This window comes from Candidatus Sulfotelmatobacter sp. (genome assembly GCA_035498555.1).
GTDB lineage: Bacteria > Eisenbacteria > RBG-16-71-46 > RBG-16-71-46 > RBG-16-71-46 > DATKAB01.
Genome location: DATKAB010000030.1, coordinates 1 through 13,548, shown reverse-complemented (window position 1 = coordinate 13,548; position 13,548 = coordinate 1). Strand labels below are relative to the sequence as shown.

Below are 13,548 nucleotides of genomic sequence, written 5' to 3'. Positions count from 1 at the left end.
GCATGCGCGTGCGCACCGAGCACGAGGACCACGCCAGGGAGCACGGCCGGGTGGTGGGCGCCAACATGGCGGGGGCCGAGCAGCGCTACGAGCACATTCCGATGTTCTACTCCGACCTGTTCGAGCTCGGCTGGGAGGCGGCCGGCGACCTGAGCCCGCATTATCAGACCGAGGCGGTGTGGAAGGAGGAATTCCGCGAAGGCATCGTCTACTACCTGAGCGAGGGAGTAGTGGTGGGCGTGCTGCTGTGGAACGTGTGGGGGCAGGTGGATCGCGCGCGCGAGATCATTCGAGCGCAGCAGACGATGACGAACGACCAGCGGCAGCGCGCGATTCCGTTGGGGTAGCGTGAGCGCGCCGGTGCTGACGCACCGAAGATTGGGCTCCGAGCGTCCCCGCCGACTTTCGGATGACCTGTCCGAAGACGCTCGGGCCCCAGTGCGGGCAAGCTTGCTCAGCTAGTGGCCCGCGTCGGATCCGTTCAGCAGCGCCGCAGGGGCGAGGCCCGCCTGCACGCCTTCTGTGTAGAGCTGCTGCACTCGCGAGCCGTTACCGGCGAGCTGCCAGGCGCCCATCGCTTCTCGCCGGAGGCGCAGGTCGTTCGGCGACAGTCGCAAGCAGGCCTCGAACGTGCCGGCGGCTCCCGCAAGATTCCGCTGCGCGATGCGACTGAGGCCGAGTTGCTCGAGATACGAAAGGCTCGCCGGTTCCAGCGAGACCGCGTTTTCGAAGCACTTCTCGGCAGCGGCCAGCTTGCCCTCGTGCATTCCAATCCGGCCAAGCTGACCCCAATGCCAGGCTGTCGGTCCTCCCAACGCCATGCTCTTGGAACAGGCCTGCGCGGCCTCGCTCCACTGTCCGACGCCGACTAGGGCGATCGAGCGGTACCGCTGAACCGCCGGGTCCCGGTCCCCAGCGACACCAATGTTGTCGAGACGCGCGAGGGCGTCGGCAGGCAAGCCCAACTCCAGGAGCTGCACGGCGACGTAGAGCTTCGACTCGATCTGCGGATGGTGCCGGTCGTAGACGTACAGCGCATCCCGGTAGCGGGCTGCAAATGCCGCGGAGTCGGATGCGGGCTCGGTCAGGCGATACACCGCGTAAAACCGAGTCGGATCGACTCGCTGCCAGAGGACCTGCTCGAAGCCCGGTAGCGCCAGGGCAGACTCCGCAAGCACCGCGAAGTTCGGACGCATGACTTGCTCGACACCCGAGAAGAATAGGTACTGCGCCCCGGTCGAACGCGCCCAGGCAGGAAAGCGCCAGAGCGGAATGTCGTCCGGGAAAGCGACGTACTTCATGCTGGCGTAATAAGCGACATGCGGCTTCCTCGCGACAATCGACTGACCCGAGAGCCCAAGGGACCTCAGTTCCTGGCCGGCGATTCTGGTCTCGTGAGGCGCGTTTTCCAGCATGTTGACGGCTGAGGTCGTGGCGACGGTGCCGGAGCCGCCCAACGCGAGCGCCCCCACGACGGGAACGGCAAGCGCGCGGAGCGAACGGAATTTCGATTGCATTGGGAGTGAGTTGAGTCGAAAAGCGCACCATGTCAAGGCCAGCCCCGCCGAAGCCAGGTAGAAGGGAAGCAGGTACATGCCGAAGCGCGGGTTGTAGAAAACAGCGGCAAGCACCACACCGCATGCGGCGGCGTGCACCGACCACGCGCGTGCAGTTGGGTTTCGCGCCATCAAGACCACGCCGGGAAACGCGAACACCCCAAGCAGCGGGGTGACCAGTTCGCCCCAGTCGCGCACGCGGAAGTAGACGAGATTCCACGCGACATGGGTGATCGCCCGGAGTGGAGAGAACATGAATACGTCGCGCATCGAGTGGAACTGTTTCCCGATGGTGACTTGGAAGGTGTCCCACGGCACGCCGCGGCCGTAGAGTTCCCAGGCGACGTTCAGGTAATTGCGATCAGGCGGGCTTGGGCCCACGCGCGACGCGATCACCGTCCATGCGACCATTGGAATAGCGGCGCCCAGCGCGTAGATCGCAACAGATGAAATTCGTCGTGCTCTCACGAGAAGGGTTGCGGCGGCGCAAGGAAGCAGGAACACCGCGTTCGACCGGGTCAGCACGGCGTAGCCAGCAAGGAGGCCTGCAGCCAACATTCCGAGCAGGCCTCGTCGGGCCACCACGAGCCAGGTTGAAAGCAGCATGAGGGCGACCGCGGGCGCGTCGGTTCCGGCCTCGATTGCATAGCGGACCATGATCGGGCTGAAGATCAACGCGAGCGCGGTGAACGCGCCGATGCGCTCACCGAGGCTCACCGAGGCCAGGAGGTACGCAGCCCACACTGCCAGCGCTGCGGCGATGGGACTCAGAAAGCGGGCGGCGAGCGCTGCGTCTCCGCCGAATGCCCTCGCGGCGACGGCGATCATCAGCGGGTACCCAGGGCCCTTGAACGTGTAGTGCGCAAGGTCGATGTGACCCGACATCAGCTCTTGCGCGGCGGGCACGTACTCGCCGATGAGGTCGGTTTCGGCCGTGTAGAGAGGCGTGCGGTGCCAAAGGCCGACGACGACCAGCAACAACACGGCCCAAAGCGAGACGAGCAGGGCAACGCGACTGCTTGTCAGCCTCCAGACTTGCAGACTTGGTCCTGAGGCTCTTGGATCCTCGACCGCCATTCTGCGGTTATCGGCAATTGTCTCAGTGACCTTGAAGCCTACCCTCAGATCGCGGCGACCAGACCGCGCCTACGGCGAAGGTGTCCGCCAAACTCCGAGTCAGGGTGTCGACAGCGGTGAGCCCCCCGAGCTGTGCGCCACTATGCGCGGATTCGTCTGAATATCCGAGGTGTCGCAGCGTTGCCGTTGACTGAGGCCCAAGATGTGTTATGAGCCGAGTTGCCGAAAAGTCGCGCAGCCTCTATCCGCTGTTCGGGCGAGCAGAGTTAGCCCAGATCCTTCCGGGTCTGCGGATCGAGCGCGTCGCGCAATCCGTCGCCGAGGAAGTTGAAGCACAGGAGCGTGAGCGACAGCGCGGCACCCGGGAAGAACACCAGCCACGGAAACAACACCAGCACGCGTGCGCCGTCCGACACCAGCGTCCCCCACGAAGCGTCGGGCGGCTGGACGCCGAGCCCGAGGAACGACAGGAACGCCTCCTGCAGGATCACGGCCGGCACGGTGAGCGTCGTGTAGACGATCACCGGTCCCAGCGTGTTGGGCACGATGTGCCGGAAGATGATCGCCGAGTCGCTGGCGCCCAACGCGCGCGCCGCTTCGACGAAGGTCTGGCGCTTGAGCGACAGCACTTGCCCGCGCACGATGCGCGCCATGGTCAGCCATTGCACCAGGCCGAGCGCCACGAACAGCATCACCAGGCTGCGGCTGAAGAACACCAGCAGCAGGATGACGAGAAAGATGTAGGGAAGCGAGTAGAGAATGTCGACGATGCGCATCATCACGTCGTCCAGCGCGCCGCCGCGATAGCCCGCCACCGCGCCCCAGGTGACGCCGACGATCAGGCTCACCAGGGTGCCCACCAGCCCGACCAGGAGCGAGATGCGACCGCCGTAGATCACGCGCGCCAGCGTGTCACGGCCGAGATCGTCGGTTCCGAACCAGTGCTGGAGCGAAGGCGGCGTGGCCCCGAGCCTGAGATCCTGCGCGGTGGGATCGGCGAGCCCCGGGAGCCACGCCGCCCCCGCCGCCAGCACGAACACCACCAGCAGGAACGCCGCCGACAGCACCGCGGCTCGATTGCGGGTGAGTCGGCGCCAGGCGTCGCCCCACAGGCTCGAGTGCCGCCCGGGCGCGAGCGCGAGCTGCGGGGCGGGCGCCACGTGCGCCGGAGGCGCGATGCCGATGCTCACGCCAGCTCCACGCGCGGATCGAGCCGGGTGTAGAGCAGATCCACCAGCAAATTGAGCACCATCAGAAACGTGGCGTAGAACAGCACCTCGCCGAGCACCAGGGTGTAGTCGCGGTTGAACGCGGCGTTGACGAGATAGCGCCCGAGCCCCGGCACCGCGAAGATCGATTCCACCACGATCGAGCCCATCATGATGCGCGCCGCCGCCGGGCCGAGATACGAGACCACCGGCAGGATGCCGAGTCTCAAAGCGTGCTTGAGCACCACGGCGCGCTCGCGCAGGCCCTTGGCGCGCGCGGTGCGCACGTAGTCCTGCCCCAGCACCTCGAGCATGCCGGCGCGCGTCAGGCGCGCGATGTAGGCGACGTAGGCGGTGGCGAGCGTCAGCACCGGCAGCACGCGGCTCGAGGGGCTCTCCCACAGCGCCGGGGGAAACAGGTAGAGCGTGAGCGCGAGTCCCAGCGCCAGCACCGGGCCGAGGACGAAGTTGGGGATCGAAACTCCGGCGAGCGCCAGGCCCATCGAGGCGTAGTCGGCGCGCGAATTGTGATGGACCGCCGCGAAGACGCCGATCGGGATGCCGAACAGCAGCGCCACCAGCAGCGCCCAGCCGCCCAGCTCGGCGGAGACCGGCAGCGCGTCGAGGATGATCTCGCGCACCTGACGCGAGGGAAACTTGTACGACGGGCCGAAGTCGAAGCGCACGGCGTGGGAGAGAAAACGCAGATACTGCTCGCCGAGTGGGCGATCGAGCCCGTACTTGTGGAGCAGCTGCTCCTTCACCTCGGGAGGGATCTCCTTCTCCGACTGGAACGGGCCGCCCGGCGCCTCATGCACCATGAAGAAGGCGATCGTCGCGATCGCCCACAGCGTCGGGATCATCAGCAGCACCCGGCGGGCGACAAAGTTCCAGAGGTTCAACGGGCCCCGGCCACCGGAGCGGGCTCGTGCTGCCAGTCGCGGTCGATGACGACCTCGTCGAGCGGGTGGACGTCGAGCGCGGTTTGATAGATCCCGTGGACGTAGGGCTTCATCAGCTCGTTGGTCGAGTAGTGATAGACGGGAATGAATGGCCCGTCGGCCAGCAGGAGCGACTCGGCCTGGGTGAGCACGGCCAGGCGCCGCGCCGGATCCACTTCGCGCGACGACCGGCGCAACAGCTCATCGTAGCGCGGGTCGCTCCAGCCGGTGCGGTTGTTGCCATCGCCGGTCACTCCCAGCCCGAGGAAGCTGTAGGGATCGAGGTAGTCGCCAATCCACGAACGCCTCGCGATGTCGTATTGGAGCGCGGTCGTGGCCTGGAGGAACGAACCCCATTCCTGGTTCGAGAGCTCGACGTCGATGTGCAGCTCGCGCTTCCAGATGGCCTGGAGCGCTTCGGCGATTTTGCGATGATCCTCGCTGGTGTTGAACAGGATCGCGACCCTGGGGAAGCCCTTGCCATCGGGATAGCCGGCACGCGCGAGACACTCGCGCGCCCGGGCGGGATCGAACGGCAGCGGTGGCGGATGCCGATAGCCGGGATAGCCCATCGGCGTGAAGTCGCCCCAGGGCTTGCGGCTGCCCTTGAGGAGATCGTTGGCGATCGCGTCGCGATCCACGGCGAGATTCAGCGCGCGTCGCACCCACACGTTGTCGAAAGGTTTGCGCGTCACGTTCATCGAGTAGAAATAGGTGCCCTGGTAATCCCCCGAGTGGAAGTCGGCATAGCCACGCAGGTAGGGGATGTACTGAGAGGGCATGTAACCGCTCGGGTTCCAGTCGAGCACTCCGGCTTTGTAGAGGTTCACGGCGGTGTTGAGGTCGTCCATGGTGTAGCCGATCGCTCCGTCGAGCTTGACCGCCGCGGCGTTCCAGAAGCGCGGATTGCGCCGGAACTTGAAGTACGCGTTCTGCCGCCAGGCACTGAGCAGGAAGGCGCCGTTGCCGACGATGTGCTCGGGCCGGGTCCAGCGATCCCCCCATTGCTCGATCACGCGGCGCGGCACCGGCAGGTAGGTGTAGAACTGGGTGAGGTACAGGAAGTAAGCGGTGGGATTCTCGAGCCTCACCACCAGCGTGCTGTCGTCGGGGGCGTGCACTCCGACGCTGTCCGCATCCTTCAGCCGGCCGTCGTTGAAGCGCTCGGCGTTCGCTACGGGAAAGAGCAGGCTCGAGTAGCGCGCGGCGTTGGCCGGAGTCAGCACGCGGATCCACGACCAGCGGAAGTCTTCGGCGGTCAGGCGCGAGCCGTCGCTCCACTCGAGCCCCGGCCGAAGATGAAACGTGTAGAGGCGGCCGTCGGCGCTCACCTCCCAGCGATAGGCGCAGCCGGGGCGCGGCGCCAGAGTCTTCGCATCCTCGCGAGTCAGACCCTGGAACAGCATGCGGGCGACGCGGCCGTCGGGTTGCCCGACCGCCAGCGACGGGTCGATCAGCTCGGGTTCGGCGCCGAGATTGAAGCGCAACACGTTGTCGCGGGGTGGCGTGACGTTGCCGAACCAGCGCTCGTTCGACGCCAGGCGGGCGTCTTGCGCGCGCGGCGTGCAGGCGGTGAAGAGCGCGATCAGGGCGAGCGCGAGAGCCGATTGCGTTCGGGGCATCGGCGCAAGTATAGCAGCGAGGATGCGCGTGGCCGCGCGAGTTCGTATGCTGCGCGCGATGAATACGGGGCCGATTCGGCTGCGCTCGCGCCACACCGTCGCGCCGGGCGGCGTGATGGACGCGGTGGTCACGATTTCCGGAGGCCGCATCACGGAAGTCGCCGCCGCCGATCCCAGCGCCGCGGGTGGACAGGATCTGGGCTCGCTGTGGCTCATGCCCGGCCTGGTGGACTCGCACGTTCACGTCAACGAGCCCGGCCGCGCCGAGTGGGAGGGATTCACGACCGCGACGCGCGCCGCCGCCGCCGGCGGCATCACCACGCTCGTGGACATGCCGCTCAACTCGGTGCCCCCCACCTGCGAGGTGGCGGCGCTCGCGGCCAAGCGATCGGCCGCCCGCGGGCAATGCCACGTGGACGTGGGCTTCTGGGGCGGCGTCGTTCCGGGCAACGCGCGCGAGCTGGAATCGCTGGCCGAAGCCGGCGTGCTCGGCTTCAAGTGTTTCCTCGCGCCCTCGGGTGTGGACGAGTTCACGCACGTCGGTGAGCGCGAGCTGCGTGAAGCGATGCCGATCGTGGCTCGGCTCGGGCTGCCGCTGCTGGCGCACGCCGAATCGCCGCGGGCGCTGGAAGCCGCGGCCGCGTCGGTGAAGGGGCGCGACGTCCGCGCCCACGCGACCTGGCTCGCGAGCCGGCCGGCGGCCGCCGAATGCGAGGCGATCGAGCTGCTGATCCGGCTGGCGCGCGAGACCGGCTGCCGCGTGCACGTCGTGCACCTGTCGGCGGCCGAGGCGCTGCCGATGATTCGCGAAGCGCGGCGCTCGAAGCTGCGGCTGACGATCGAGACCTGCCCGCACTACCTGTGCTTCGACGCCGAAACGATTCCCGACGGCGCGACCGAATTCAAGTGCGCGCCGCCGATCCGCGAGCGCGCCAATCGCGAAGCGCTGTGGGCCGGGCTGCGGGAGGGACTCATCGACCTGATCGCCACCGACCATTCGCCCTGTCCGCCGGCGATGAAGCAACGCGAGCGCGGTGATTTCACGGCGGCCTGGGGCGGGATCGCGTCGCTCGAATGTTCGCTGGCGGCGGTCTGGAGCGAGGCGCGCGCGCGTGGGTTCACTGCCGCCCACGTCGCCCACTGGATGAGCGCCGCGCCGGCCCGGCTCGCCGGCATCGAGTCCAGCAAAGGGGCGATCGCTCCGGGGCGCGACGCCGATCTGATCGCGTTCGATCCGGATCGATCTTGGACGGTCGAAGCGCCGCTGCTCGAGCAACGCCACAAGCTCACGCCCTATCTGGGGCGCACGCTCAAGGGCCGCGCGGTCGCGACCTGGCTGCGCGGCCAGCGCGTCGCCGAGGAAGGGGCGGCGACGGGCGCAGCACTCGGGCGACTGGTCCCCGAACCGGTGCCGGGCGGGGCGCGATTCGACCGCGCGCGCGGTGTCGGCTAGCGTCGCGAGATGAGCCCGGCCCAGGACCTCTCGGCGCGCGAGCTCTCGCGCCTCGTCGAAGGACTGTCACGCTTCTCGGCACCGGGGCCGGGCGTCACGCGATTCGTCTACGACGACGCCTGGTGCGAAGCGCAACGCTGGCTGGTCGAAGCGGCGAAGGCGCGCGGACTCGAAGCCACGCGCGACCGCGCCGGCAATCTCTATCTGCATGACGCGTCGGTTCGGCCGGGCGCGCGCGTGGTGCTCACCGGCTCGCACCTCGACACGGTCCGAAACGGGGGCCCGCTCGATGGCCCGTACGGCGCGCTCGCCGGCCTGCTGCTCGCCGCCGAGCTGCGCGGCTCGTGCGAGCCGCCGATCGTCGGGCTCGTCACCTGCGAGGAGGAAGGCAGCCGCTTTCCCGGCGCGTTTCTCGGCGCGCGGGCGATGGTGGGAGAACTCGCAATCGGCGAGCCCGGGGCCTCGCGCGACGCCGAGGGAGTGACGTGGGCCGAGGCGCTGGCGCGCGCCGCGGCCAACGGCTGCGCCGCCCCGGGCGGGCTCGACGGGAAGGCCGCCGCGCCGTTCGAGATCGCGGCGTTTCTCGAGCTGCACATCGAGCAGGGCCCGGTGCTCGAGAGCGAAAAGCTCGCGCTCGGCATCGTCGATCGCATCGCCGGCTTCCGCCGCGTGCGCGCGACCCTCACCGGCGAGACGCGTCACGCCGGAACGACGCCGATGCGCCTGCGCCACGACGCGCTGGCCGCCGCGGCCGAGTTGGCACTCGCGGCGGAGCACGCGGCGCTCGCCATGGGCGATCCCGCGGTGGCGACCGCCGGCGCGGCCAACGCCCAGCCCGGCCTCTATAATGTAGTGGCCGGATCGTGCGAATTGCGACTCGACGTCCGCCACGTCGATTCCGCGCGGCTCGAGAAGCTGGCGGGCTCGATCGAGGCCGCGGCGCGGGAGATCGCGAAGCGCCGCGGCGTGACGCTGGCGCTCGAGACGGTTTCGCGACAGGAACCGATCGCCATGTCGGACGAGTTCGTGGACGCCGCGAGCGGGCTGGCCACCGAGCGGCGCATCGCCTGCCGGCGGATGCCGAGCGGCGCCGGGCACGACGCCATGATCCTGGCCTCCGCGGGCATCCCCTCGCTGATGCTGTTCGTGCCGAGTCGCGGGGGCATCAGCCATGCGCCCGAAGAGTTCACCGAGCCCGACCAGCTCGCCGCCGGCGTCGCGTTCGCGCGCGAGCTGCTGCCGAGACTGGCGACGCTGGCTGCGCGAGGAAGCCGATGACTCTGGCGCAGCTGAATGCTCTGACCGACGCCGAAGCCCACGCCGCACTGGAGCGCTGCTGCGGATCGGCGTGCTGGGTGCGCGAGATGATGGCGGCGCGCCCGTTCAAGGATGTCCGGGCGCTCCATGCCGCGGCCGATCGAGCCTTCGCGAGGCTCGAGCGCGAGGACTGGCTGGAAGCCTTCGCTCACCATCCGATGATCGGCGACGTCGAGTCGCTGCGGGCGAAGTTCGCGAGCACGGCGGCCTGGGCCGGCGAGGAGCAGCGCGGCGCGGCGATGGCCGACGAGATGACACTGCTTTCGCTCGCCAACGAGAACCGTGCCTATCGGGATCGCTTCGGCTACATTTTCATCGTCTGCGCGACCGGCAAGACTGCGGCGCAGATGCTCGAGATGCTGCGCGAGCGCAGCGGCCACGACCCCGAGACCGAGCTCGAGGTCGCCGCCGGCGAGCAGAGGAAGATCGCGAAGCTGCGGCTGGAGAAGCTGCTGGCCGAGTCGTCGTGAGCGGAACGCGACCGCGGGAGAAAGGCCGATGAGCGGAATCACCACGCACGTGCTCGACCTGGCGCTGGGTCGCCCGGCGCGCGGCCTCGCCGTGAAGCTCGAGCTGCACACGCGCGACAAGGGCTGGGTGACGCTGTCCGATCGGAAGACCGACGACGATGGTCGGGTGCGCGACCTCCTGGCGAGCGGTGCAAAGCTCGACGCCGGCCGCTATCGCCTGACGTTCGCCACCGGAGAGTACTTCCGTGCGCGATCTCAGGACTGCTTCCATCCCGAGGCCGCGATCACGTTCGAGGTGAAGGACGGCGCGCAGCACTATCACGTGCCGCTGCTGCTGAGCCCCTACGGGTATTCGACGTATCGCGGGAGCTGAGGGCGGCGATCACCGCGCTATTCGATCCGCGCGAAGCGCACGGTGGCGCGCCGCGCGCCCTGAATGAGGCGCGCGAAGTAGAGCCCGGGCCCGAGCGACGATTCGAGTCGCACTCGATGTTCGCCCGCCTCGAGCGACCCGAGATCGCGCGACAGCACCCGCCGGCCCTGCACGTCAAGCACGTCGAGCGTGGTGCGCGCCTGCGCCGGTAGCGAGAACGACACCACCAGATCTCCTGCCGAGGGATTCGGCAGCACGCCGCGCAGCGCGAACTGCGCGCCCGGCGGCACCATGAGCCAGGTTTCGCCCGCGCTGGTCGAACCCGGGCCATCGCCGACTCGAACGCGCCACCCGATGCGCGTGCCCGGCACGAGGCCCGAGTCCAGGAACGTCGCGCGTCCCGAGCCGTCGGCGACGACCGAGGCGCGATCCATCCACCCCGATCCGGCGTTGCGCTCGATGGCGGCGCGCTCGCCCGGCGCGAGCTGCCAGACCAGACGCGCGACGCCGTCCGAGATCGAGGCCGACACCAGGCTTGCCAGTGCCGGCGTGATGCCGTCACTGGTCCAGTCGAGCACGCCGTCCGAGCGAACATGCGCCACGTAGATCTGATCGGCGGTGAGATCGCGCAGGTCCGACCAGGCGACGATCGCGCCGTCGGCCTCATCGCTGGCGATCACCGGCTCGCGCTGTGGCCCTTGCGCGGTGCAGATCGCCGCTCCGCCGGCGCTCCACAGGCGAGAACCGTCGTTGGCAAGCCGCTGGGCGTAGATGTCCCACGACGAGTTGCGGGCGTCCATCCAGGTCGCGATCACGCCGCCACTCGCGGACGCGATGAGATGCGTGAGGATCTGACTTCCGGGCGCGGTCGAGATCGGGATGCCGTTCTGCCCCCACATGGCGGTTCCGGTCGAGTCCCAGCGTTGAGCGTACGCCTTCCAGCCGCCATTCGCGGTCGAGCGGATCCATCCCAGCACGATGCCGCGAGCGCCATCGGAACCGATCTCGATCGGAACTTTCAGGCCGTCGGTCGAGTCGGCGGCGAAGCCGATCATGCTCCAGCCAGGCGGCGGGGCGCCGTCTCGATCCAGGCGCGCGATTCGGAGTGCGGCCCCGGGGTTCCAGTAGTCGCCCTCGAGCCATGCGACGCAAACGCCATCCACGCCATCGAAGCCCAGAACCGGGCCGGGCGATTCGCATACGCTGTCGCCAAGCGCCACGCCATTGCCGGACCAGTCGAGCATCATGTTCGAGAAGACGTGCAGAACGATCAGGTGACCGTCATTCATGACCCCGGCGTACACGCCGCCCGAGCCATCGCGCGCCAGCGAATGACTTCCCTGCACAGCTTTCGGCGTCGGCGCGCCGGGAATCTGGAGTCCCCAGATCGGCCCGACGCCGTCGAGCCAATGGAGCACGGCGTAGGGCTGGCCACACAGGGAGTAGGCACCGCCGCCGCCATCGCTCTCCAGGGCACATCCCAGCTGCGGGGTATAGGCGAGCGAGTAGTCGAGGCGCAGCCCTTCGAAAGGCCAATCGAGGGTGGAATCGTGAAAGCGAATCGAGTAGAGCTGGTCGTAAGACTGACGACCGTCCCGCCAGGTCGCGATCACGCCGCCCGACCCGTCGGTGCACGCGCGGATGTCGCCTCGCGAACCGCCGCCGGCGCACAACAGCAGGCTCTGCGGGCTGACGCCGCCGGCGCCGCTCACCTGGCGAGAGTAGATCGACCACGCGTCCTGCCTTCGCTCCTGCCAGAGCGTGTAGGCGCCACCGCTTCCGTCGGCCACGATCGCCGGGCCTCGCTGGCAGCGCTCCTGGCTGAACAGCGGTTTGCCGGCGCCCATTGCGGGCGAGCCGTACCCATCGACGTGTCCCATGAAGAGATCGGTTTCGAGATGGCCGAGCACGTTCAGCGTCCAGGTCACCACCACGCCGCCGGCACCATCGAGGAACGCCTGCGTCGACGGCGGGTCCGCGTGGGCATCCGTCAGCGTGGCGCCCATGGCTGGCCAGCCCGGAGCGATCGCGCCGGAAGGATCGAGCTTCACCGCGCGCAACATGGCGCCCGAGGGATCGCACCCGTAGTCGCTGCACCCCTCGACCGGCCAGATCCAGATCGAGGCACCCAGCGAGTCCACCGCGACACGCACCGAGGCCAGATCCGGCGCGGCGATCGGCGATGCAACCACGACGCCCGACGAAGGCCAGCCGGCAGCCAGCTGTCCGGTGGAGGCCACTCTCAGCGCGAGGAGCTCGGGATAGGTGTCCGCCCAGTAGACGAAGGCTCCGCCTTGCGCGTCAGTGGTGGCGGTGAGGTAGGCGTTCGCGCTGCCCTTGAGTAGGAGTGCTCCGCCGGGTCCCCAGGCGAGTGCCCCGCTGCCATCCATATGCTGGCCGAACAAGTCACCGCCGCCGGAATAGAAATGAAAGAACCCCCCCGCTCCGTCGGAAGCGTAGGCCCTCGGATACTGGAACGGGATCGAAGGATAGTCGTCCGGCACCTGAACTCCGCTCGACGGCGTCCACAGCAAGGCTCCTGAAGCGCTCACGCGCTGCGCGTAGACCGGCGCCGGTGGCGGCCCGGCCTCGAAGTGCTGCCAGATGACGGTCGCACCACCCGAACCGTCCGCGAACAACCGCAGGAATTGATCGACGCCGACGGCGCTTGAGAGCGTGACGCCATCCGCAGGCCATCCGGGCGCGGCGGTGCCGCCCGCCGAAAGATGGACAAGTCGCAACCGATTGGTGTCGGATTCCCGATCCCCGCGATCCGAGATCGCAGCGTACGCTCCGCCCGAGTCATCCGACGTGACGGCCTGAAGCTCGCGCAGCCGGCTCGATCCCGCCAGTGAAACGCCGCCCGCGTTCCATAGCCGCGCCCCGTTTCCCCCAATGCGCTGGGCGAACGGCGTCGGCGTTCCGCCTCGATAGTCGGTCCAGAACACGATCACTCCGCCGCCGCCATCCGAGATCGCCACCGGCGCGGACGCGTCCGAAGGGCCGGTGACCACCGATACTCCTGTCGCGGGCCAACCCGGTGTCAGATCGCCGTCGTTGCTGTAGTGCTGAACGATGACGTCCGGTGCCAGCTCGCTTCGCGTCTCGAGCGGATAGAGGCGGAGCGGCGCAAGTTCGCCGCCGGTGCGGTTGTCTTCGCGCACCACGAAGAAACCGCTGCCGCCGTCGGGAATCCGCGCCGGGGCGGGAGCGCCTCGCGCGGGTCCGATGTGGAGAGCCAGCGTGACAAGGGCGAGGAGGGCGCTGCGGTGCAGACGGTGTTGGAGAGAGGCGCGCATGAGAGGTCAGCCTTTCCCCCGGCAGTCCCCATTGTAGCGACGCGCCCGCGCGGGAACAATGGCATCGTACTGCCCAATGCCGCGCATCCGTGTCAATTCGAAGCGCGCGCCTGCCGACCCGCCAGCATTTTCACGAAGCTGCGGCCGCGGATCTCCTCGAGCGTGAGCCCGGTGGCGAGCGCCTCGGCTTCCGTCAGCGCCCCGCACGAGAGCCCGCGCAGGAAGAAGTTGA

10 protein-coding genes are annotated in these 13,548 nt (G+C 68.6%); 5 read left to right on the top strand and 5 right to left on the bottom strand.

What is annotated here, in order from left to right:
* Nucleotides 1–347 (top strand): hypothetical protein (locus tag VMJ70_03125; GenBank protein HTO90102.1); only part of this gene is annotated, 347 nt, incomplete at its 5' end.
* 111 nt (nucleotides 348–458) lie between these two features.
* Here the strand turns inward: VMJ70_03125 and VMJ70_03120 are convergent.
* The 4 genes from VMJ70_03120 to VMJ70_03105 form a co-directional block, all read right to left on the bottom strand.
* Nucleotides 459–2,540: a glycosyltransferase family 39 protein gene (locus tag VMJ70_03120; protein HTO90101.1), complete on the bottom strand. Its 2,082-nt coding sequence runs from the start codon at nucleotides 2,538–2,540 to the stop codon at nucleotides 459–461.
* A 359-nt stretch (nucleotides 2,541–2,899) separates the two neighbouring features.
* Nucleotides 2,900–3,823, bottom strand: coding sequence for an ABC transporter permease (locus VMJ70_03115; protein ID HTO90100.1), 924 nt, complete (start codon nucleotides 3,821–3,823; stop codon nucleotides 2,900–2,902).
* Nucleotides 3,820–4,743 (bottom strand): ABC transporter permease, encoded by a 924-nt coding sequence (locus VMJ70_03110; GenBank protein ID HTO90099.1) that lies wholly within the window; start codon nucleotides 4,741–4,743, stop codon nucleotides 3,820–3,822. Before VMJ70_03110 ends, VMJ70_03115 begins: the two co-directional genes overlap by 4 nt.
* Nucleotides 4,740–6,404: a peptide ABC transporter substrate-binding protein gene (locus VMJ70_03105; protein HTO90098.1), complete on the bottom strand. Its 1,665-nt coding sequence runs from the start codon at nucleotides 6,402–6,404 to the stop codon at nucleotides 4,740–4,742. The genes VMJ70_03110 and VMJ70_03105 overlap by 4 nt, the downstream gene beginning before the upstream one ends.
* 28 nt (nucleotides 6,405–6,432) lie before the next feature.
* Between VMJ70_03105 and allB the strand changes: the two genes are divergently transcribed.
* Genes allB through uraH form a run of 4 tightly spaced genes read left to right on the top strand, consistent with a single transcriptional unit; the run spans nucleotide 6,433 to nucleotide 10,017 of the window.
* Entirely contained in the window at nucleotides 6,433–7,857 is a 1,425-nt protein-coding gene (allB, locus tag VMJ70_03100) for an allantoinase AllB (protein ID HTO90097.1), read from the top strand.
* Nucleotides 7,858–7,866: 9 nt separating this feature from the next.
* Complete coding sequence (locus VMJ70_03095; protein HTO90096.1) at nucleotides 7,867–9,135, top strand: Zn-dependent hydrolase; 1,269 nt, start codon at nucleotides 7,867–7,869, stop codon at nucleotides 9,133–9,135.
* On the top strand, nucleotides 9,132–9,644 hold the full coding sequence (gene uraD / locus VMJ70_03090) for a 2-oxo-4-hydroxy-4-carboxy-5-ureidoimidazoline decarboxylase (protein HTO90095.1): 513 nt from the start codon (nucleotides 9,132–9,134) through the stop codon (nucleotides 9,642–9,644). The genes VMJ70_03095 and uraD overlap by 4 nt, the downstream gene beginning before the upstream one ends.
* Before the next feature lie 28 nt (nucleotides 9,645–9,672).
* Entirely contained in the window at nucleotides 9,673–10,017 is a 345-nt protein-coding gene (gene uraH / locus VMJ70_03085) for a hydroxyisourate hydrolase (GenBank protein ID HTO90094.1), read from the top strand.
* A 17-nt stretch (nucleotides 10,018–10,034) separates the two neighbouring features.
* Here the strand turns inward: uraH and VMJ70_03080 are convergent, their stop codons facing one another.
* Nucleotides 10,035–13,316, bottom strand: a complete 3,282-nt coding sequence (locus VMJ70_03080) for a T9SS type A sorting domain-containing protein (GenBank protein HTO90093.1) — start codon at nucleotides 13,314–13,316, stop codon at nucleotides 10,035–10,037.
* Nucleotides 13,317–13,548: the final 232 nt, after the last annotated feature.

Excerpts from the sequence above, each read along its gene's own strand:
- VMJ70_03105 (HTO90098.1), bottom strand. The coding sequence starts at position 6,404 with ATGCCCCGAACGCAATCGGCTCTCGCGCTCGCCCTGATCGCGCTCTTC.
- VMJ70_03095 (HTO90096.1), top strand. The coding sequence starts at position 7,867 with ATGAGCCCGGCCCAGGACCTCTCGGCGCGCGAGCTCTCGCGCCTCGTC.
- uraD (HTO90095.1), top strand. The coding sequence starts at position 9,132 with ATGACTCTGGCGCAGCTGAATGCTCTGACCGACGCCGAAGCCCACGCC.
- uraH (HTO90094.1), top strand. The coding sequence starts at position 9,673 with ATGAGCGGAATCACCACGCACGTGCTCGACCTGGCGCTGGGTCGCCCG.
- VMJ70_03080 (HTO90093.1), bottom strand. The coding sequence starts at position 13,316 with ATGCGCGCCTCTCTCCAACACCGTCTGCACCGCAGCGCCCTCCTCGCC.